This window comes from Caulobacter sp. LjRoot300, from assembly GCF_964253875.1.
Classification (GTDB): domain Bacteria; phylum Pseudomonadota; class Alphaproteobacteria; order Caulobacterales; family Caulobacteraceae; genus Caulobacter.
In genome coordinates this window covers 72,029-90,597 of the sequence record NZ_CAXUSA020000009.1, presented here as the reverse complement: position 1 = coordinate 90,597, position 18,569 = coordinate 72,029, and the positions used below count along the sequence as shown (strand labels likewise).

15 protein-coding genes are annotated in these 18,569 nt (G+C 69.5%); 8 read left to right on the top strand and 7 right to left on the bottom strand.

From position 1 onward, the window contains the following. Positions 1–152 precede the first annotated feature (152 nt). On the bottom strand, positions 153–2,678 hold the full coding sequence (locus ACSQ2G_RS22335) for a TonB-dependent receptor (protein ID WP_436034573.1): 2,526 nt from the start codon (positions 2,676–2,678) through the stop codon (positions 153–155). A 266-nt stretch (positions 2,679–2,944) separates the two neighbouring features. Between ACSQ2G_RS22335 and ACSQ2G_RS22330 the strand changes: the two genes are divergently transcribed. Further along, positions 2,945–4,369, top strand: coding sequence for a protein adenylyltransferase SelO (locus tag ACSQ2G_RS22330; protein WP_436034572.1), 1,425 nt, complete (start codon positions 2,945–2,947; stop codon positions 4,367–4,369). Between the two features lie 137 nt (positions 4,370–4,506). After that, positions 4,507–4,632, top strand: a complete 126-nt coding sequence (locus tag ACSQ2G_RS22325; RefSeq protein ID WP_007667460.1) for a hypothetical protein — start codon at positions 4,507–4,509, stop codon at positions 4,630–4,632. 99 nt (positions 4,633–4,731) lie between these two features. Here ACSQ2G_RS22325 and ACSQ2G_RS22320 read toward each other — a convergent pair whose 3' ends face one another. Continuing rightward, entirely contained in the window at positions 4,732–5,640 is a 909-nt protein-coding gene (locus tag ACSQ2G_RS22320) for a LysR substrate-binding domain-containing protein (RefSeq protein WP_436034571.1), read from the bottom strand. Between the two features lie 290 nt (positions 5,641–5,930). On the opposite strand from ACSQ2G_RS22320, the gene ACSQ2G_RS22315 reads away from it, so the two are divergent. The 5 genes from ACSQ2G_RS22315 to ACSQ2G_RS22295 all read left to right on the top strand — a co-directional run bounded on the left by ACSQ2G_RS22315 (position 5,931) and on the right by ACSQ2G_RS22295 (position 10,548). Further along, on the top strand, positions 5,931–6,629 hold the full coding sequence (locus ACSQ2G_RS22315; RefSeq protein WP_436034570.1) for a pirin family protein: 699 nt from the start codon (positions 5,931–5,933) through the stop codon (positions 6,627–6,629). A gap of 78 nt (positions 6,630–6,707) precedes the next feature. Next, a complete protein-coding gene (gene wrbA / locus ACSQ2G_RS22310) occupies positions 6,708–7,307 on the top strand; it encodes an NAD(P)H:quinone oxidoreductase (RefSeq protein ID WP_436034569.1) in 600 nt (199 codons plus the stop codon). Positions 7,308–7,534: 227 nt separating this feature from the next. Further along, positions 7,535–8,611, top strand: a complete 1,077-nt coding sequence (locus tag ACSQ2G_RS22305) for a sensor histidine kinase (RefSeq protein ID WP_436034568.1) — start codon at positions 7,535–7,537, stop codon at positions 8,609–8,611. Continuing rightward, the gene (locus ACSQ2G_RS22300; protein WP_436034567.1) at positions 8,608–8,991 is read left to right on the top strand and encodes a response regulator; all 384 of its coding nucleotides are present in this window, start codon (positions 8,608–8,610) and stop codon (positions 8,989–8,991) included. Before ACSQ2G_RS22305 ends, ACSQ2G_RS22300 begins: the two co-directional genes overlap by 4 nt. Before the next feature lie 303 nt (positions 8,992–9,294). Beyond that, positions 9,295–10,548, top strand: a complete 1,254-nt coding sequence (locus ACSQ2G_RS22295; protein WP_436034566.1) for a hypothetical protein — start codon at positions 9,295–9,297, stop codon at positions 10,546–10,548. A gap of 74 nt (positions 10,549–10,622) precedes the next feature. Here ACSQ2G_RS22295 and ACSQ2G_RS22290 read toward each other — a convergent pair whose 3' ends face one another. The 3 genes from ACSQ2G_RS22290 to ACSQ2G_RS22280 form a co-directional block, all read right to left on the bottom strand. Then, on the bottom strand, positions 10,623–11,651 hold the full coding sequence (locus ACSQ2G_RS22290) for a 2-oxoadipate dioxygenase/decarboxylase family protein (RefSeq protein ID WP_436034565.1): 1,029 nt from the start codon (positions 11,649–11,651) through the stop codon (positions 10,623–10,625). A 176-nt stretch (positions 11,652–11,827) separates the two neighbouring features. Beyond that, entirely contained in the window at positions 11,828–13,348 is a 1,521-nt protein-coding gene (gene amaB, locus ACSQ2G_RS22285; RefSeq protein ID WP_436034564.1) for an L-piperidine-6-carboxylate dehydrogenase, read from the bottom strand. Positions 13,349–13,524: 176 nt separating this feature from the next. Then, the gene (locus ACSQ2G_RS22280) at positions 13,525–14,937 is read right to left on the bottom strand and encodes an FAD-binding oxidoreductase (RefSeq protein ID WP_436034563.1); all 1,413 of its coding nucleotides are present in this window, start codon (positions 14,935–14,937) and stop codon (positions 13,525–13,527) included. Positions 14,938–15,029: 92 nt separating this feature from the next. On the opposite strand from ACSQ2G_RS22280, the gene ACSQ2G_RS22275 reads away from it, so the two are divergent. Next, positions 15,030–15,482, top strand: a complete 453-nt coding sequence (locus ACSQ2G_RS22275; RefSeq protein ID WP_436034562.1) for an Lrp/AsnC family transcriptional regulator — start codon at positions 15,030–15,032, stop codon at positions 15,480–15,482. 25 nt (positions 15,483–15,507) lie between these two features. Here ACSQ2G_RS22275 and ACSQ2G_RS22270 read toward each other — a convergent pair whose 3' ends face one another. Continuing rightward, positions 15,508–15,906 carry a DUF1801 domain-containing protein gene (locus ACSQ2G_RS22270; protein WP_436034561.1) on the bottom strand — a complete coding sequence of 133 codons (399 nt, stop codon included), beginning with the start codon at positions 15,904–15,906 and terminating at the stop codon, positions 15,508–15,510. A 287-nt stretch (positions 15,907–16,193) separates the two neighbouring features. Then, positions 16,194–18,536: a 5-methyltetrahydropteroyltriglutamate--homocysteine S-methyltransferase gene (gene metE / locus ACSQ2G_RS22265; protein WP_436034560.1), complete on the bottom strand. Its 2,343-nt coding sequence runs from the start codon at positions 18,534–18,536 to the stop codon at positions 16,194–16,196. Positions 18,537–18,569 lie beyond the last annotated feature (33 nt).

The following is an 18,569-nucleotide window of genomic DNA, read 5'->3' as shown; positions in this document are numbered from 1 at the left end:
AATCTCCAAGCCGCAGGGTGAGGCGCTTCGGGATTCGAGGAAAGCTTGGTTAAGGGCGGAAGCGGCCAAACGAAAAGGGCGACCCGGTCGCCCGGATCGCCCTCCCGTCTGGACGGCGACGGCCGTGAGGCCGCCGCCGGTCTGGTCTTGGCCTAGTACTTGGCCCGCAGGGTCAGGCCATAGGTGCGCGGCGCGCCCAGGAACGCGTTGTAGGTGATGGTGTCCCCCGCCGGGAGGTAGACCTTGTTGGCGGGGCCCAGGCCCGACGAGCCTTGCAGGGTGCCGTTGAAGGCCACCTGGGCGTACTTCTCGTTGAACAGGTTCTGGCCCCACAGCTCGACGGTCCACTTGTCGTCGGCCGCGCCCAGACCGAGGCGGGCGTTGACCACGGTGTAGGCCTTCTGGACCTTGGGCGGGAACAGGTCGGAACCGGTGTTGTACTTCGAGGAATACTTCGTGCCGATGTTGAAGCGGGCCTTCAGGTCGCCGCCGACCGGGCGCTCATAGCTGAGCGAACCCGAAGCGGACCATTTGGGAGCCAGCGACATCTGGCTGCCCGGCAGCAGGGCCAGGGCGTTGGTCGGGTCGTTGGCCACCGGCTGGTCGCCGTACTTGGTGTCGGCGTAGCTGAGGCCGCTCTGCACCGACAGGCCGTGGACCGGGGTGAACCACAGGAAGTCGACGTCGACGCCCTTGGAGGTCACTTCCTCGACCGAGCGCACCGCGAACGAGGTGCCCAGGAAGGTGTTCAGCTGGAAGTCGCTGAACTTCTGGTAGAAGCCGGTGACGTTGAACAGGATCGTGCGGTTGAACAGGGTGTTCTTCAGGCCGATTTCGTAGCTGTCGACGAATTCGGCCGGGAACGAGGTGTCCAGGATCGGCACGACGCCCAGCGCGCCCGAGGGCAGGCCGTTGGCCGACTGGGTGCGGTCCAGGTTGAAGCCGCCGCCCTTGTAGCCGCGGGCGTACGAGGCGTAGCTGAACACTTCCGGCGAGAAGCGGTACGACGCCTTGACGGTGCCGCTCCATTCCTTGTCCGAGCGCTTCTGGTTGGTGCCGCGGCCGTTGAACAGCGGGTTGGCCCAGGGCAGGCAGAGGTTGCCGATCACCGTGCCGGCGTTGGCCGCGCCGACGATGCCGGCGATGCGGGCCTGGCCGGCCGGCGAAAGGGCGGTGCCGCAGGCCACGCCGCCGTCGCTGGTGGTCTGGTAGGTGTCCAGGTCCTTCTTGTCGATCGAGTAGCGCAGGCCGGCGGTGATGTCGAAGGCGTCGGTCACGTGCCAGGTGTTGTTGGTGAAGCCGGCGACGGTGGTGGCGCGCTGCTTGTAGGTGTCGCGCAGGCCCTGGCCGCCGACGAAGCTGGTGTTGGGCGCGCGGTTCAGCAGCAGGGCGACGAAGTTGGCGATGCCGGCCGGATTGGCGGCGGAGCGCGACAGCAGGCGGCCCAGATACTGCTCGTAGTTGTTGCCGTAGAGGAAGTTGGCCTTGTTATCGAGCCGCTCGTCGGCCAGGAACGCGCCGACCAGCCAGTCGAACTTGTCGGTCTGGCCCGCCAGGCGCAGTTCCTGGCTGAAGGTGGTGAATTCGGAATAGTTGGTGCCGTCCTTGTTGCGGTAGGCCAGGTCGGCGGTGCTGAAGTCCGAGTCCTGGCCGTTGTCGGTGCGCCAGTTGCGGATGGCCGAGATCGAGGTGATCTGACCGAAGTCGGTGTCGATCACGCCTTGCAGCGACACGCCCTTGTCCTCGATCGACGACGGCGCGCCGCGGTTGGAATAGGCGACGCGGGCATAGGGATCGGCGGGGCTGGCCAGGGCCGGCCCGCCGTTCAGCAGGGCCAGGATGCCGGCGGTCGGGCCGGTGCGGATCTGCACGGCGCCGCAGCAGTTCTCGTCGCGCTTGCTGTAGTCGCCGATCAGCCGGAAGGTGGCCTTGTCGTCCGGCACGAACAGCAGTTGGGCGCGAACGGTGTAGAAGCCCTGGTCGGCGTCTTCGTCGCGGTCGCTGGGGCCCTTGCCGGTGATCACGTCGTTGTAGCCGTCGCGCTCGCGGGCGGCGACGTACAGGCGGGCGGCCAGGGTCTCGGTGCCGAACAGCGGACCGGTCACCGAGGCGGCCAGGCCGTGGGCGTTGAAGTTGCCGATCGTCGCCTCGGCCTCGGCGCCGAAGCCGAACTCAGGTTCCTTGGTGACGATGTTGATGACGCCGGCCGAGGTGCTCTTGCCGAACAGGGTGCCTTGCGGGCCCTTCAGGACCTCGATGCGCTCCATCTGGCCCAGGTCGCCGAACCCGACGCCGTTGCGCGGGCGGTAGACGCCGTCGATCACCACGCCGACCGAGCTTTCCAGGCCGGGGTTGTCGCCGACCGTGCCGACGCCGCGGATGCGGGCGGTGGTCGAGGCTTCCGACGAGGTCGAGGTCACGGTCAGGCCGGGGGTCAGGATCGTCAGGTCCTTGATGTCCTTGACGCCGGTGTCCTGCAGCAGCTTGGCGCCGACGGCGGTGACCACCACGGGCACGTCCTGCAGGTTCTGCTCGCGCTTCTGGGCGGTGACGACGATGCTGTCGACGGTGGGGATTTCGGTGTCCTGGGCGGCGGTTTGGGCCTGAGCCGCCAGAGGGGTCAGACCGGCGAGCACGACGGCGGACGCCGTGCCGCAAAGCACCTGAGTAAAGCGCATTTCCTACCTCGGTTCGTTTTATGGCCTGAGCGCTTGCACCGCCCCGGCCTTTTGATTTGGTCGTGACCCGAACGATTGTTCGAATTGACACGCAAGGGTTACGGTTCCGCTGGTGTCTCGGCAAGGAAAAACCTTATGGATTAAAGGTTCGAGAACGGCTGTTGCGCGGAAGCGACAGCGTTCCGCGAGCATCCCCAACCTTCCGCCAGCCTTCAAATGAGGTCGGAGCGCTTGCGTCGGACGGCCGGGCGGCTCATGTCCGCGCCATGCCCGTCTCCGCCGCCTATCGCCCCGATCCGGTCTTCATGCGCTTGGGGGCGGAGTTCGCCGACCCGGTGGCCCCCGCCGACTTCCCCGAAACGATCCTGCGGTTCCGCAATGACCGCGCGGCGGCCAGCGTGGGGCTGGAGGGCCTGACCGACGTCGAATGGCTGGCTCACTTCGCCCGTTTTGCCCCGCTGCCGGACAACCAGCCCGGACCGCTGGCCATGCGCTATCACGGCCATCAGTTCCGCAGCTACAACCCCGACCTGGGCGACGGGCGCGGCTTCCTGTTCGCCCAGCTGCGCGAACAGGGAAGCGGCAGGCTGCTGGACCTGGCCACCAAGGGCTCGGGCCAGACGCCGTGGTCGCGGGCCGGCGACGGGCGGCTGACCCTGAAGGGCGGGGTGCGCGAGATCCTGGCGGCCGCGATGCTGGAGGCCCTGGGCGTTCCGACCTCCCGCGCCTTCTCCCTGGTCGAGACGGGCGAGGCCCTGGTGCGCGGCGACGAGCCCAGCCCCACCCGCTCGGCCGTGCTGACCCGCCTGTCGCACAGCCACATCCGGTTCGGGACCTTCCAGCGCCAGGCCTTCCTGGAGCGGCCCGACAACATCGTCGCCCTGGTCGACCACGCGGTGGAGACCTATTTCCCCGCCGTCGCCGACCAGCCGGATCGGCCCAGGGTGCTGCTGGAGCAGGCGGTCGCCGCCAGCGCCCGGCTGCTGGCCCGCTGGATGGCCGCCGGCTTCGTGCACGGGGTGCTCAACACCGACAACATGGTGGTGACGGGCGAGAGCTTCGACTACGGGCCCTGGCGGTTCCTGCCCCATAACGACCCGAACTTCACAGCCGCCTATTTCGACCATTCGGGCCTCTACAGCTTCGGCCGCCAGCCCGAGACGGTGTTCTGGAACCTGCAGCAGCTGGCCGGCTGCCTGGCCCTGGTCACCGACGACGCCGGCCTGATCGCGGCGCTGAACACCTTCTCGGACCTCTATCGCGACGCCCTGCGCGCGGCGATGCTGGACCGCCTGGGCCTGAAGAGCCGCTCGGCCGAGGCGGACATCGCCCTGGTGCAGGCCGCCTTCGTGGCGCTGGCCGCCGGCGGCGACCCGTTGCGTTGGGAGCCTTTCTTCTTCGACTGGTTCGGCGGCGAGGCGTCGGAGGCCCGCGCCTTGGCCGGTCCACGCGCCGAGCTCTACGGCCAGGAAGCCTTCCTCGACTTCCGCCGCCTGCTGTCGGGATTCGAACCCGATCGCCCCGATCGCCTGGAAAGCCCCGTTTTCAAGGTCCTGGAGCCGGAGGAGATGCTGATCGACGAGGTCGAGGCCCTGTGGGCGCCGATCGCGCAGGCCGACGACTGGTCGCCGCTCGAAGAAAAACTGGTCCGGATTGAAGCCGCTCGTGTCGCCTATGCGTTGGGAGACTGACATACGGGTGAGACATATCTGCCGCATGCTGAGCTTTTCCGACGTGGACCCAAGGTTCGCAGGAACAAACGTCAAGCTTCAGCCTTATCTGGGTTGAAACTCGCCTTCCGAACGAACTGGCCTGTGGAGATTTTCGCATGCGTTTCTTCCAACCCGTGATGCTGGTCTGCGCTGTCGCCATGTCGTTCATCGGCGCCCTGGGCTTGCCGGGCTGCGCCCGCGCCATCGGCGAATGCCTGAGCGACAAGCACGAGATGGCCTGATCCTCCCCCTCTGGGGGAGGTGGCCCGTAGGGCCGGAGGGGGAGCCGCCGCGCTGGCCCCCTCAGTCGCTTACGCGACAGCTCCCCCAGAGGGGGAGCATCAAACCGCCCACGGCGCCTTGGCCATCCGCTTGGCCAGGAAGGCGATCAGCACCTCCACGCGCGCCGGCCGGATCGTGCTGGGCGGGGTGACCAGGTGCATGGCGATCGGCGGCGGCGCCCAGTCGGGCAGCGCCTCCTCCAGCAGGCCGCTTTTGACGTCCTCCCAGCACAGGAAGTCCGGCTGCATGGCCAGGCCCAGGCCGGCCAGCAGCGAGGGTCGCAGGATGTCGGCGTTGTTGACCCGCAGGGGCGAGGGCACGCTGACCGCATACTGTCCGTGCTCGGCGTGCTCGAACCGCCAGGCGTCGCGGGACCGGCCGCCGGTGTAGAACAGGCCGCGATGGGCGGTCAGGTCCTTGGGATGGCCGGGCCGGCCATGCTTGTCGAAATAGGCCGGTGAGCCGACCAGCATCACCCGCACCGGGCACAGGCGCCGGGCCAGCAGGCTGGAATCCTCTAGGGCCGAGATCCGCAGGGCCAGGTCAAAGCCCTCCTCGACGATGTCGACCAGCTGGTCCGACAGCGACAGCTCGACCGCCACCTCCGGATAGAGGGCGAAGAAGTCCGGCAGGGCCGGTCCCAGGTGGGCGATCCCGAACGACATCGGCGCGGCCATCCGCACCAGGCCGCGCGGCGTGGCCGACTGGGCCGAAGCCTCGGCCTCCAGCGCCTCGCCTTCCTGCAGGATATGAGCGGCGCGATGCAGCGAGGCGCGGCCGGCCTCGGTCAGGGACAGCCGCCGCGAGGTCCGGTGGAACAGCGACGCGCCCAGCCGGGTCTCCAGCCGCGAGACGGCCTTGGAGACGGTGGCCTTGGACAGGACCAACTGCTCGGCCGCCCCGACGAATGAGCCGGTCTCGGCCACCTTGGCGAACACCGCCCAGGCCTCGAAGTCGGGGAGCTTCATGGGTGTTGTCTCATCCTCTGCCTCAGCCTCCGCTCTTCCCGGCGAATGCCGGGATCCAGATGGAATGGCCGTGGGGCTGACGCCAAAAGCTCGGAGCCACTCCAATCATCCTCACCGCCACAGGATCTGGGTCCCGGCATTCGCCGGGATGAGCGGAAATTATTAGCGCGATTTTAGAAACGGTCTGTTTCGATCATTTCCATTTCGGAGCGCGGCGCAAGAGGCCATCTTCTCCTCAACAGAGACGGCCGCCCCGGCCTTCTCCTTCAAGATGCTCTCAGGAGACCGAGATGATCGACGTTCGAACCTTCGACAGCCTGGGCGGCGCCAACCATGGTTGGCTGGACGCCAAGCACCACTTCTCGTTCGCCGACTACCACGACCCGGGCCGCGTCCACCACGGCGCCCTGCGAGTGTGGAACGACGACACCATCGCGGCCGGCACGGGCTTCCCGCCCCATCCGCACGCCGACATGGAGATCATCACCTATGTCCGCGAAGGCGCGATCACCCACCAGGACAGCCTGGGCAACAAGGGCCGCACCGAGGCGGGCGACGTCCAGGTGATGAGCGCCGGCACCGGCATCCGCCACTCCGAGTACAATCTCGAGGACACCGCGACCAAGATCTTCCAGATCTGGATCGTCCCCAACAGGCGCGGCGAAGGCCCGGCCTGGGGCGCCAAGCCCTTCCCCAAGGGCGACCGCAGCGGCAAGTTCGTGGCCCTGGCCAGCGGCTTCGACGGCGACACCGACGCCCTGCCGATCCGCACCGACGCCCGGGTGCTGGGCGCGACGCTGAAGGCCGGTGAAACCACCGAGTACGCCATCGGCGCCGACCGCAAGGGCTACCTGGTGCCCTCGACCGGCAAGGTCGAGGTCAACGGCGTGGCTTTGAACGCCCGCGATGGCGCGGCCATCCAAGACGAGGCCGTCATCCGCGTGAAAGCGTTGGAGGACGCCGAGCTGGTGCTCGTCGACGCCGCCTAATCGATACCTGGACCGGGGACAGGCGCATGCGCCTGTCCCCAACCGCAACCCTTTCCCAGACCCATCAAGGAGGCCGTCATGGCCAAGGTTCTCGTGCTCTACCATTCCGCCTACGGCCACATCGAGACGATGGCCAACGCCGTCGCCGAGGGCGCCCGCGCCGCCGGCGCCACGGTCGACGTCAAGCGCGTCCCCGAAACCGTTCCCGAAGCGATCGCCAAGGCCTCCCACTTCAAGCTGGACCAGGCCGCCCCGATCGCGACGATCGGCGATCTGGAAAACTACGACGCCATCATCGTCGGCGCCGGCACCCGCTTTGGCCGCATGAACGCGCAGATGGCCAGCTTCCTCGATCAGGCCGGCGGCCTGTGGGCCCGCGGCGCCCTGAACGGCAAGGTGGGCGGCGCCTTCACCTCGTCGGCCACCCAGCACGGCGGCAACGAGACCACCCTGTTCTCGATCATCACCAACCTGCTGCACTTCGGCATGGTCATCGTCGGCCTGCCCTACAGCCACCAGGGCCAGATGACCATCGAGGAGATCACCGGCGGCGCGCCCTATGGCGCCACCACCGTCGCCGGCGCGGACGGTTCGCGCCAGCCCAGCGAACTGGAGCTGGCCGGCGCCCGCCACCAGGGCGAACTGGTGGCCAAGACCGCCGCCAAGCTGTTCGGCTAGGCGGACGCCCCCGCGGGGCGGTTCCGCCCCTCCCCGGAACCGCGCCGCCGAAGGCCGGCTGGCTCCTCCCCGCGGAGCCAGCCGGCCTTCTTCCGTTTTCGAAGCGCCGCCGCCACGCCCCTCGAATGATGTTCGAAAGCGCTACCTGAGCCGTTGTTTTTCTGCCTTCATGCGGGAGGCGACTCCGGCGCCGTTGATACGGCCGTGGCGGCGCGGGGAACGTGGACATGTCGCTGCTCGACTGGCTGCTCAATCCGACGGGGCTGACGCCTCACGGCTTCTGCCTGAGCTGGTCCCCGGGACTGGTGGCCCTGCACGCCGGATCCGACATGGTCATCGGCCTGGCCTATCTGTCGATTCCGCTGGCGATCGCCGCCTTCCTTAGGATGCGCCCGGACATCAGGTACGGCTGGGTGGCGTACCTGTTCGTGGCCTTCATCCTGGCCTGCGGCACGACCCACCTGATGGCCATCCTCACCCTGTGGGTTCCCGCCTACGGGATCGAGGGCCTGATCAAGCTGGTCACCGCCATCCTGTCGATCGCCACGGCGGCCCTGCTGTGGCCGCTGCTGCCCAAGCTCGCCGCCCTGCCATCCGCCGCCGAGTTGGAACGCCGGGTCGAGGAACGCACCGCCGAGCTGGGGCGGGTGGTCGAGGAGCAGAAGGCCACCCTGGCCCAGCGCGACCTGCTGCTGCGCGAGGTCTATCACCGGGTGAAGAACAACCTGCAGATGGTCGACGGCCTGCTGGTCATGCAGTCGCGCCAAATGACCGATCCCGACGCCCGCAAGGCGCTGCGCGGGCTGCGCGACCGGATCTTCGCCCTGGGCCTGGTGCACCAGCAGCTGATGAGCTCCAGCGACCTGAAGACCTTCGACGTCGCCCCCTTCCTGGGCGAGCTGTCCAGCAACATCGTCGACGGCGGGGCCGGCGGCGGCGTTGCCTTGTCGGTCGAGGCCATCCCGCTGGACGTGGGCCTGGACTTCGCCATTCCGCTGGGGCTGCTGGTCAACGAGCTGGTCACCAATTCGCTCAAGCACGCCTTTCCCGACGGCGGCGGCGAGATCGCGGTCAAGCTCAGCCGCGCCGGCGACGGCGAGCTGCTGCTGGTCGTGGCCGACAACGGCAAGGGCTATGAGGGCGAACCGCCCCGGCCGGATGGCTCGAACGTCGCGCTGGGCTCGTCGATCATCAAGGGGCTGGTCGCGCAGCTGCAGGGAACGATCATGGTCGAGAGCAAGCTGGGCCTCACCCGCAGCGAGATCCGCGTCGCCGCGCCCCTGGCCGGCCCGGTGGCCGCATGAACGCCTTGACGCTCAACAAGTCCACGGTGCTGGTCGTCGACGACGAGTTCCTGATCGCCGAGGGCCTGCGCCTGCAGGTCGAGGACATGGACCTGGCCGTCTGCGGCACGGCCACCAGCGCCGACGAGGCCCTGGCCCTGGCCATGATGCACCGGCCCGAGGTGGTGCTGATGGACATGCGGCTGCGCGGCGAGAAGGACGGCGTCGATGCGGCCATGGCCATCCACGCCGAGGTCGGCTCGAAGGTGATCTTCATCACCGGCTCGCGCGAACAGTCGACCATAGCCCGCATCTACGAGGACCACCCCGCCGGCGTGCTGTTCAAGCCAGTGTCGGACCACCAGCTGCGCATGGCGATCGCGAGCGCGCTGGAGACGTAGGATCTCAGGCGGCGTCCAGGCCGTGAGTCCGGGACGGCGGCTCGGGCCGTCCTCGGCCCAAGTTCCCATTGTCGCGCCGCTCGGGCCAAGGCCGGACAGCCTTCGACGACTGTTTGAGCGCGAATACACCTTAAAGATGAATAATAGCGGATATGACCTAAAGAGTGCATTTATGCACCGCCTTGCGGGTGTTTCTGGCTCACACAAGCATAAGTGGCGTACCTCAAACAACACACCGGAAAGCCGCGAAGGAGCCAAGCCTCCGGGGCGGCAAATCCACCAAATCATCAGGGAGAGTAAGCGATGGCATATGATGCCGCTGACGCCGCTGCCGTGGGCATTTCCCAGGTCTACTGGGACAAGGGCCTGAAGTATTTCACCGCGGGCGACGACGCGACCACGGCGATCCAGAACCTGTATCTGGACTGGAGGCCGCCGTTCGACCTGGGCTCGCTGGCCACTATCGTCGGCGCCCTGTACGCCGACAGCTACTGGGCCGCCCTGCCCGGCGACGGCCAGCGGATGTCGGTCACCCAACTGGCCAACGACCTGAGCGCCGCGATCGGGGTCAATCTGTCGGACGCGACCAATGCGGCCCAGTTCGCCTTCTCGCGCTGGTACGGCCTGTTCGTTCGCGGCAACATGGCCAACAGCGGCGAGATCCCCAAGCAGGGTGCGTTGACCGCCAGTCCCGACGTGCTGGTCAATGGCTCCTCGCCGATGATCCCCCGCCTGATCATCACGAACTGGAACCAGGACACCTGGGGTCCGAAGCCGACGCTGAAGAACTACGCCTACGGCCGGTCCCAGAGCCTGAACATCGGCGTGCCGATCACCCAGCCGACGGTGCGGATGTACTACACCGACGCCGGCTTCGTGCCGCCGCCCAGCAGCTGGATCCAGGTCTTCACCTTTGACGACCAGCTGGAAAGCTCGCCGCTCGTCGACATCAACGGCGGCCAGACCCTGGTCCCGGGAACCCGGTCGGCCAGCAGTCTGGCGTTCGGCGTCAACTTCCCCGGCACGGGCCACTACTGCATGATCACGGCCGCGGCGTCGGAGTATTTCTCCAACAAACCCGACGGCGGGCAGGGCAACTGGGACTCGGCGACCTGGCTGCAGTGCAATGGCGCGGCCGGCTGGCACAATCTCGACGTCTCCACCACCGGCGAGGCGTTCCTGAAGTTCTACAATCAGGACGACAGCGCCGAACGCTTCGTCTTCGAGGCCCACTGCCATCAGGTGGGCAACGGCGCCAAGGTGTCGCTGGCGGTCGACGGGCTGCTGAAAGCGACCGAGGCGGCGATCACCAACGACTACCAGGTGGTCAGCGCCGAGATCGTGGCGCCCCCGCATCACGTCGGCGAACTGGCGGTGCGGTTCGGCAAGTTGCCGCCGGGCTCGTCCGTGACCTTCTACAAGTACTGGGTGCTGCCGGTCGGCCACCCCTATCACCCCCACGCCGCCCGGCTGGTGGGCGACTTCGACGCCCTCGTCTCGGGCCAGCCGGTCCGCGTTCCGATGGGCGACTACACCTTCATCGGCCCCGAACACTAAGGCGGGGCGACGACGGCGAAAGCCTGGCAGGCGCGGCATGTCCGCGCCTGTTGCTTTTTGGGCGGGACGCCGGTTCAGCCCGTCCGGGTCATCTTGAAGATGCCCTGGGCGTTGGCGCTGTCGAAGCGCAGGTCCAGGCGCTGCACGCCGGCCTCGTCCGCATAGTGATCGCGCGAGATGAACTCGTGGAACGAGCCCGGCACGGTCAGGGTCACCTCGCCCGCGCCGTCGGCGGTGTCGACGATGAAGGTCCGCTCCACCGGCTGGGCCTTGAAGGCGGTCTGGCGCACGCGGCCGGAGGCGGAGACCTCGACGGCGTCCTTGACCGGCCGGCCCAGGGCCTTCTGGGCGTCGGCCACCGCCTCGACGTCGGGCACCCGGTCGGTGGCGTGGTTGAAGGCCTGGCCCTCGGTGGCGATCCAGGCGGCCTCGGCCGACTCGGCCAGCAGGGCCCGGTAGTGCTCCAGCCGCAAGGCGCCGTGGGTGCGCGCGAAGGCGGCGACCAGCTGGGGCAGGGCGGCGCGGGCCGCGTCCAGGTCGCAGGACCCCTCGGTGGCGAAGGCGGCCAGGGCCCGCTGGGCCTCCACGCCCAGCACGTCGGCCGTGGAGTCGAACACCGCGTGGGCGATCACCTGGAAGGCCGGCGAGAAGCGTTCGACATGCAGCTCGCTGACGAAGAACTGCGGGATCGCCTCGGGATGGTCCAGATGGGCGTAGGCCCGGCCGGTCATCTTCAGCCGGTCCAGCGGATAGAGGTCGGCGACGGCGTAGCCCAGGGGCTCCAGGATCCGCGCGAAGGCCAGGCAGCCGGCGGGCAGGGCGCCGGTCGGGCCCTCGCCGAAATCGATCGTGCGCAGGGCGCCGTGGTCGAACAGCACCTTGCGGCCCGCCGCGCGTCGCTCGGACACATAGGCCGCGCCCAAGGGCACGCGACCCATGATGTCGTGGAACAGCACCGCGTTCAGCGCCATGGCGAACACCGCGCGCGACACCGGGCCGTCCGTCTCGGCCGCCAGGGGCGGGGCGATGTCCAGCACGTCGAGGATCGCGGCGGCGGCCTTCTGGCCGACGGCCGAGGCGACGAGGGTGGAGAGATGGGGCATGGGGCGGTCCGGTTCTAAATCCAAAGGTCAAAAACGTTGTCATCCCGGAAGCCCCGCAGGGGCTGTCCGGGACCCAGGGGACTGGGCGAAGGCCCTTGCGGTTCACCTGGGTCCCGGACAAGCGCTGCGCGCTTTCCGGGATGACAACTCTGGGGAAGCAGTCGGCATTAGCGGCCCTAGACGTCGAACGTGACCCCCTGCGCCAGCGGCAGGGTGGTCCCGTAGTTCACGGTGTTGGTGGCGCGGCGCATATAGGCCCTCCAGCTGTCGGAGCCGGCTTCGCGGCCGCCGCCGGTCTCCTTCTCGCCGCCGAACGCCCCGCCGATCTCCGCGCCTGAGGGGCCGATATTGACGTTGGCGATGCCGCAGTCGCTGCCCTGGGCCGACAGGAACAGCTCGGCCTCGCGAAGGTTCAGCGTGAAGATCGACGACGACAGGCCTTGGGCAACGTCGTTCTGGGCGGCGATGGCGTCGGCCAGTTCGGTGTAGCGCATCACATAGAGGATGGGGGCGAAGGTCTCGGCCTTCACGATCTCGGCCTGGTGGTCGATCTCGACCAGGGCCGGGGCGACATAGAAGGCGTCCGGCCCGGCGATATCGACGCGCTCGCCGCCGACCACCCGGCCGCCGGCCGCGCGGGCTTGGTCGAGCGCCGACTGCATGGCGTCGAACGCGGCCTTGTCGATCAGCGGGCCGACCAGAACGCCCGCCGCGCGCGGGTCGCCGACCGGCACCGAGGGATAGGCGATCTTCAGCCGGCCGACGAAGAGGTCATAGACGCTGTCGTGCACGAACAGCCGGCGCAGGGTGGTGCAGCGCTGGCCGGCCGTGCCCATGGCCGCGAAGGCCACGCCGCGCAGGGTCAGGTCCAGGTCGGCCGACGGCGCGACGATGGCGGCGTTGTTGCCGCCCAGCTCCAGCAGGGCGCGGGCGAAGCGGGCGGCCAGCCTCGGCCCCACCGTCCGGCCCATGGCCGTCGAGCCGGTGGCCGAGACCAGCGGGACCTTCGGATGGTCGACCAGGGCCTCGCCTACTTCGCGGCCGCCGATCAGCAGGGTGGACAGGCCGGAAGGCGCGTCCGGGCCGAACTTGGCGGCGGCGCGCGCGAACAGGGCCTGGGTGGCCAGGGCGACCAGCGGGGTCTTCTCGGACGGCTTCCACACCACGCTGTCGCCGCAGACCAGGGCCAGGGCCGCGTTCCACGACCAGACGGCGACCGGGAAGTTGAAGGCGCTGATCACCCCGACCACGCCCAGCGGGCGCCAGGTCTCCATCATTCGGTGATCAGGACGTTCGCTCGCTATCGTCAGGCCGAACAGCTGGCGCGACAGGCCCACGGCGTAGTCGCAGATGTCGATCATCTCCTGCACCTCGCCCAGGCCCTCGGAGACCACCTTGCCGGCCTCCAGGGTGACCAGGGCGGCCAGGTCGGTCTTGGCGGCGCGCAGCTCCTCGCCCAGCAGGCGGACCAGCTCGCCGCGCCGCGGGGCGGGGACCTGGCGCCAGGCGAGATAGGCCTGGTGGGCGGCGTCGATGGCGGCCGCGGCCTGGACGGGGGTGTGCTCGGGGAGGCTGGCCAGGATCTCGCCGGTGACCGGCGAGCGCGCGGCCAGGGTCCCGTCGTCGAGGGCGGTGGCGACGCCCAGGCGTTGCAGGATCGCGCGGGCTTCGGCGACGGCGGAGGGGACGGTGGTCATGGGGCAGTCCTAGCAATCTGATCTTATTTTCGGTCCGCTCATCCCGGCGAATGCCGGGACCCAGATCCTGTGGCGCTGTGTCGGGCTGGATCAGCTCTGAGTTCGAGGAGCCCGCCTCAAAGCCATTCCATCTGGGTCCCGGCATTCGCCGGGATGAGCGGTGTTAGGAGGAAAGCTCATGACTTTAAACCCGGCCCCAACCGCACGCTGGCAGACCCCGTCCCGAACACCGCCGCCACCGCCGCGCTGTAGTCCTGGACGAGGCGCGGCGTGAAGCGGTCGTAGGCGTCCTGGAACGCCCGGCCCAGGCCGTGCTCGCCGCTGAAGCTGGCGCCGAAGCCGTCGATGGCCAGGGTCAGCACCGCCTCGCGCAGGGCCGCGCGGCGGGCCTTGTCGGCGGGCCCGACCAGGTTGAAGTGCACCCCGCCGTCGGCCACGTGGCCGAAGTCGCACAGGGCGTAGTCGGGAAAGTCGGCCTCCAGCATCAGCACGGCCTCGCGGCGGAAGCGGGCCAGGTCGCGGCGGCGGAAGCTGAGGTCGAAGCCGACGACCGGCCCGCTGGCCCGCAGGCCTTCCGACAGCGCATGGCGCAGGGCCCACATCTTCTCGACCGGGCCGAACAGGGCGTCGACCAGCGGCCCGTCGTCCTGTTCCAGCAGGTCGCCGGCGACCTGCTGCAGCACCTCGTCCAGCGACGCCTCGCCCTCGCGCGGGGCCCAGGTCCGGGTCAGCTCGACCAGCACGGCGTAGTCGGGAACGCCGCCGGCGAACGGGTTGCTCAGCGACGGCACGTGGTCGATGGCCCGGACCATGGCCGCCTTCGACAGGCCCTCGAACGCGGTCAGGGTCGAGCCCGCCTGGACCTCGAAGGCCTGCAGCAGCGGCAGGACCGCCTCGATGTCGCGCGGGACCAGCAGGGCGGCGGCGGTCTGGCGGGGGCGGTGGTGAACCTCGACGGTGACCCCCGTGATGATCCCGAACGCGCCGCAACCGCCGACGAACAGCTGGCGCAGGGCGACGGCGGCGTTGTCCTTGCGCAGGCCGTGCGAGAGCTGGAGCGTCGTGCCGGCCGCGTCGGCCAGCACCACTTCCAGGCCCAGGACGTGACGGCGCATGTCGCCATAGCGCAGGAACCGCGCCCCGCCGGTGTTGGTGGCGGCCATGCCGCCCAGGGTGGGGTCGGCGCCCAGGTCGATGGGCAGGAACAGGCCGTGCGGCTCCAGCGCCGCGTTCAGCGCCGACAGCCGCACGCCGGCTCCGACCGTGGCCGTGCGGTCGGCGACGTCGATCTCCAGCGGCGCGGCCAGGCGGTCCAGCGACAGCACCAGGTGCGTCCCGCTGGCGTCCGGGGTCGAGCCCTCGGCCAGGCCGGTATTGGCGCCCTGCGGGACGAACTTCAGGCCGTGGCGCACGCAGTAGCCGACCACCGCCGAGACCTGCGCCGTGGTGGCCGGGCGGACGACCGCCGCCGCCGTCCCGCCGGCGTAGCGGGCCGGGGTCTCGTAGGCGGCGCGGTCGGCCGGATCGAGGATCAGGCCGCCGGGACCGACCAGGCCGGCCAGGGCGTCTTGGTGAACTTGGTCCAGCACGAAAGCGCAAACTCCAGGGGCGGCCATCATCTCCGCCATTCCGTCGAATCCTAGTGGCGGGATCGTCGGTTTGACGGCAGGATCTCGGCGAAATGCAGTCTTCCCCCAGCATAATGACGATCGACGCCATCGACGAGAAGCTGATCGCCGCCCTGCGGGAGAACGGCCGGGCCTCGACCGCCGAGCTCGCGCGGCGGGTCGGGCGCTCGCGCACCACGGTGCAGAGCCGGATCGAGCGGCTGGAACGCAGCGGGGTGATCGCCGGCTACACGGCCCGCCTGGCGCCCGACCACGCCCATGGCGCGGTGCGGGTGCACGTGATGATCAAGATCGGTCCCAAGGAGGCGCGGGCCGTCGAGGCGGCCCTGCGCGCCATCCCGCAGGTGCGGCTGCTGCACTCGGTCAGCGGCGACTACGACATGATCGCCATCGCCGCCACCGCCACGGTCGCGCAGATGGACGAGGTGCTCGACCGGATCGGCCACGTGGCCGGGGTCGAGCGCACGACCTCGTCGATCATCCTGTCGACCAAGTTCGACCGCTGAGCGGAGGAGGCTTGCGCGAACTGATCTATTCGGACCGCAGCCGCGCGCGGACGTCCTGGTAGGCCGCGACGATCAGGGCGTTCAGCGCGGCGGCGTCCATCGGCCGGCCCCAGCGGATCTTCACGTGCCGCATGCGCTTGCCCGCGCCTTCCAGCAGGCCCGCCGGATCGTCCAGCGCCGCGCCGTGGAAGAAGCCGACGTTCACGTGGGCGCTGAACGCATCGACATAGGCGAACGCCGCGTCGCCCACGCACGCGGTGGGATGTCCGTCGTGCAGCAGTTCGCGCACGTCGGGCCCACACGCGCGCAGGCTTTCGAACCACGGTTGGGCCAGGCGCCGCAGGTCGGGCCCGGGCGTGGTGAACCAGGCGTCGACCCCGGGGTCTCTCCGCACGGCGCCGGCAAGTCGGAAGAGGTCCGTCATCGGGCCAGAATGCCAGCGCCGCCGGGGCTTGTCGAAGCCCCGGCGACGGCTCCGCTCGCCAAGCCGTCTCCGGCCCGACGAGCCAGGGCTATCGCATATGGCCAAAAGCGACTGTCATCCCGGACGAGCGCGCAGCGCGAAGATCCGGGACCGACGCGTGAACTCAGAGCTTCCGGCGGTCCCGGATCGGCGCTCGGCTTCGCCGGGCTTGTCCGGGATGACAGGTTTTTTCAGAGTAAATCCATATGCGATAGGCCCTGCCCGACGAGCGGAGATCCTCGTCGTCGTCAGGCCGGAACGACGGTCCGACGGACGATCCGTGCGGCCTCGACCATGTTGGCCAGGGCGGCCTGGGTCTCGGGCCATTTGCGGGTCTTCAGGCCGCAGTCGGGATTGACCCACAGCTGACCCGCCGACAGCCGCGCCTGGGCGGCCTTCAGCAGGTCGGTCATCTCCTCGACGGCGGGCACGCGCGGCGAATGGATGTCGTAGACGCCGGGACCGATCTCGGCCGGATAGGCGTAGGCCTCGAACGCGTCCAGCAGCTCCATCTTCGAGCGGGCGGTCTCGATGGAGATGACGTCGGCGTCCATCGCCCCGATGGCGGCGATGATGTCGTTGAACTCCGAATAGCACATGTGGGTGTGGATCTGGGTGTGGTCGGCCACGCCCGACGCCGCCAGGCGGAAGCTTTCGACCGCCCAGTCCAGATAGGCCGCCCAGTCGCCCCGGCGCAGCGGCAGGCCTTCGCGCAGGGCCGCCTCGTCGATCTGGATCACCTTGGCGCCGGCCGCCTCCAGGTCGGTCACCTCGTCGCGGATGGCCAGGGCGATCTGGCGGCAGGCCAGGGACCGGGGCAGGTCGTCGCGCACGAACGACCAGTTCAGGATGGTCACCGGCCCGGTCAGCATGCCCTTCATCGGCCGGTCGGTCAGGGACTGGGCGTAGGCCCACCAGTCCACGGTCATCGGGGCCGGACGCGAGACGTCGCCGAACAGGATCGGCGGCCGCACGCAGCGCGAGCCGTACGACTGCACCCAGCCGTGCTTGGTGAAGGCGAAGCCCGACAGCTGCTCGCCGAAATACTGCACCATGTCGTTGCGCTCGAACTCGCCGTGGACCAGCACGTCCAGCCCGATCTCCGCCTGCCAGGCCACGGTGCGGGCCGTCTCGGCGCGCAGAAAGGCGGCGTAGTCGGCGTCGCTCAGCTGGCCCTTGCCGTGGGCCGACCGCGCCTGGCGCACCGCCTCGGTCTGCGGGAACGAGCCGATGGTGGTGGTGGGGAAGGCCGGCAGGTCCAGGCGGGCGATCTGGACCGCTTGCCGACGGCCGAACGGCGAGCGGCGCCGGGCCATGTCCGGCGTGGTGGCGGCCAGGCGCGCGGCCACCGCCGCGTCGTGGATCCTGGGCGAGGCGCGCCGCGCCCGCGCCGCCGCCTGGCTGGCCGCCAGCTGGGGCGCGACGGCGTCGCGGCCCTGGTTCAGCGCCGTGGCCAGCACCACCAGCTCCTCGATCTTCTGGACGCCGAACGCCAGCCACTGGCGGACCTCCGGGTCGATCGCCGTCTCCAGGTCCAGGTCGATCGGCGCGTGCAGCAGCGAACAGGACGGCGCCAGGATCACCCGGTCGCCGCCGCGTCGCGAGACGATCGGGTCCAGGCGGTCGAGCAGGGCGGGCAGGTCGGCCCGCCAGACGTTGCGGCCGTCGATCACCCCCAGCGACAGCACCAGGCTTTCGGGCGCGAGGGCCAGGACCGCGTCCAGTTCCTCGGGCGCGCGCGCCAGGTCGACGTGGACGCCGTCGACCGGCAGGTTCACCGCCGTGGCCAGGTTGTCGCCATAGGCCCCGAAATAGCTGGTCAGCATCAGGCGCAGGCCGGGCGCGGCATGGGTCAGGGCGCCATAGGCGCGTCGCAGCTCGCCGCGCTCGAAGTCGGTCAGGTCCAGCGCCAGGCAGGGCTCGTCGATCTGCACCCAGTCGGCGCCCGCCTGCTGGAGCCGGGCCAGGATCTCGGCATAGACCGGCACCAGGGCGGGCAGCAGCGACAGCGGCGAAAAGCCCTCGTCCTTGGTCTTGGCCAGCTTGAGGAAGGTGACCGGGCCCAGCAGCACCGGGCGGGTGTGGACGCCCAGCGCCCGGGCCTCCAGGAACTCGTCGACCGGCTTGGTGGAGGTCAGGGCGAAGGCCTGGTCGCGCGACACCTCCGGGGCCAGGTAGTGATAGTTGGTGTCGAACCACTTGGTCATCTCCAGGGCCGGCAGGCCGGAACCCTGGTGATGCCCGTGGCCGTGGGCGCAGGCCGCCTCGGCCGCGCCGCCTTGCGCGCCGCGCGCCATGGCGAAATAGCCGGCGGTGTCGATCGGGCCGCCGCTCCAGCCGTAGATCGCCGGGATGGCCCCCACCATGACGCTGGTGTCGAGCACGTGGTCGTAGAGCGAAAAGTCGTTGCTGGGCACGTGGACCACGCCTAGGGCGGCCTGGCGGGTCCAGGCCGCGGCGCGCAGGGCGGCGGCCGTGGCGAGCAGCGCCTGGGCGTCGGTCTTGCCGGCCCAGTGGTTCTCGAGCGCGAACTTCAGTTCGCGGCGCGGGCCGATGCGGGGAAAGCCCAGGGTGGCGACGGTGACGGTCATTTCGAAAAGCCTCTGCCGGTGTGATGGCGGAGG

Bases quoted from the DNA above. Each gene is read 5' to 3' on its own strand.
- ACSQ2G_RS22330 (WP_436034572.1), top strand. From the start codon at position 2,945: ATGCCCGTCTCCGCCGCCTATCGCCCCGATCCGGTCTTCATGCGCTTG.
- ACSQ2G_RS22325 (WP_007667460.1), top strand. From the start codon at position 4,507: ATGCGTTTCTTCCAACCCGTGATGCTGGTCTGCGCTGTCGCCATGTCG.
- ACSQ2G_RS22290 (WP_436034565.1), bottom strand. From the start codon at position 11,651: ATGCCCCATCTCTCCACCCTCGTCGCCTCGGCCGTCGGCCAGAAGGCC.
- ACSQ2G_RS22320 (WP_436034571.1), bottom strand. From the start codon at position 5,640: ATGAAGCTCCCCGACTTCGAGGCCTGGGCGGTGTTCGCCAAGGTGGCC.
- ACSQ2G_RS22335 (WP_436034573.1), bottom strand. From the start codon at position 2,678: ATGCGCTTTACTCAGGTGCTTTGCGGCACGGCGTCCGCCGTCGTGCTC.
- ACSQ2G_RS22300 (WP_436034567.1), top strand. From the start codon at position 8,608: ATGAACGCCTTGACGCTCAACAAGTCCACGGTGCTGGTCGTCGACGAC.
- ACSQ2G_RS22295 (WP_436034566.1), top strand. From the start codon at position 9,295: ATGGCATATGATGCCGCTGACGCCGCTGCCGTGGGCATTTCCCAGGTC.
- ACSQ2G_RS22275 (WP_436034562.1), top strand. From the start codon at position 15,030: ATGCAGTCTTCCCCCAGCATAATGACGATCGACGCCATCGACGAGAAG.
- ACSQ2G_RS22270 (WP_436034561.1), bottom strand. From the start codon at position 15,906: ATGACGGACCTCTTCCGACTTGCCGGCGCCGTGCGGAGAGACCCCGGG.
- amaB (WP_436034564.1), bottom strand. From the start codon at position 13,348: ATGACCACCGTCCCCTCCGCCGTCGCCGAAGCCCGCGCGATCCTGCAA.
- ACSQ2G_RS22305 (WP_436034568.1), top strand. From the start codon at position 7,535: ATGTCGCTGCTCGACTGGCTGCTCAATCCGACGGGGCTGACGCCTCAC.
- wrbA (WP_436034569.1), top strand. From the start codon at position 6,708: ATGGCCAAGGTTCTCGTGCTCTACCATTCCGCCTACGGCCACATCGAG.
- metE (WP_436034560.1), bottom strand. From the start codon at position 18,536: ATGACCGTCACCGTCGCCACCCTGGGCTTTCCCCGCATCGGCCCGCGC.
- ACSQ2G_RS22315 (WP_436034570.1), top strand. From the start codon at position 5,931: ATGATCGACGTTCGAACCTTCGACAGCCTGGGCGGCGCCAACCATGGT.